Annotated in this window: 1 pseudogene; it reads left to right on the top strand. The window is 62.5% G+C overall.

Annotated features, from left to right (window positions below):
* A pseudogene (dnaE2, locus tag GBC55_RS29710) lies at nt 1-1,359 on the top strand (error-prone DNA polymerase); the annotation flags it as partial.

The raw sequence follows: 1,359 nt of genomic DNA, 5'->3' as shown, positions 1-1,359 counted from the left end.
ATCCTTCCGAACAGCTACGCGATGTGTTGAAGCGCACGCTGGGTGTGCCGCTGTTTCAGGTCAATGCGCTGGCCGACTGCTGTGGTCACTGGAGTGATCAGGCGCCGCCCCTTGAGCGCCTGCGCGAAGGCGGCTTCGACCCCGACAGCCCGGTGCTGCGCCGGGTGTTGAGTCTGACGCAACAGCTGATCGGTTTCCCCCGTCACCTGTCCCAGCACCCCGGCGGCTTCGTCATTTCCGAGCAACCGCTGGACAGTCTGGTGCCGGTGGAAAATGCCGCCATGGCCGAGCGCACCATCATTCAGTGGGACAAAGACGATCTCGACGCGGTCGGGCTGCTCAAGGTGGATATTCTGGCGTTGGGCATGCTCAGCGCGATTCGTCGTTGCTTCGATTTGCTGCGACGCCATCGCCATCTCGACTTGAGCCTGGCATCGATCCCTTCCGAGGACCCACAGACCTACGACATGATTGGCCGTGCCGATACTGTCGGCGTGTTCCAGATTGAATCCCGGGCGCAGATGTCGATGCTGCCCAGGCTCAAGCCTCGCACGTTTTATGACCTGGTGATCGAGGTGGCCATCGTCCGCCCCGGACCGATTCAGGGCGGCATGGTGCATCCGTATCTGCGGCGTCGAAACAAGGAAGAGCTCGAAAGCTATCCTTCCGAACAGCTACGCGATGTGTTGAAGCGCACGCTGGGTGTGCCGCTGTTTCAGGAACAGGTGATGCAGATCGCCATCGTCGCCGCTGACTACAGCCCCGGCGAGGCGGATCAGTTGCGTCGTTCCATGGCGGCCTGGAAGCGTCACGGCGGACTCGAGCCGCACAAGGAACGACTGGCGGCCGGAATGAAGAAAAACGGCTACACGGCGGAGTTCGCCGCGCAGATTTTCGAGCAGATCAAAGGTTTTGGCAGCTATGGGTTTCCCGAGTCCCACGCTGCCAGTTTTGCCTTGCTGACCTACGCCAGTTGCTGGTTGAAATGCCATGAACCCGCGGCATTCGCCTGCGCGCTGATCAACAGTTGGCCCATGGGTTTCTACAGCCCGGACCAGATTCTGCAGGACGCGCGGCGTCATCACTTGCAGATTCGCCCGGTGGACGTACGGGCCAGCGACTGGGATTGCAGCCTCGAACCGATCATGGGGGCGCAGCCGGCCATTCGCATGGGGATGCGCATGATCAAGGGCTTTCGCGAGGACGATGCCCGGCGCATCGAGGTGGCACGGGCACGGGGGGTATTTGTCGACATCGCCGACCTCGGCGAACGGGCACGACTGGACGCTCGCGCCCAGGAACAACTGGCCGACTCCGGTGCTCTGCGCGGGCTGGCCGGTGATCGGCATCGGGCACGCT

The organism is Pseudomonas sp. TNT3 (assembly GCF_010095445.2).
Lineage (GTDB): Bacteria > Pseudomonadota > Gammaproteobacteria > Pseudomonadales > Pseudomonadaceae > Aquipseudomonas.
This window is presented reverse-complemented; position numbering and strand designations above follow the sequence as displayed.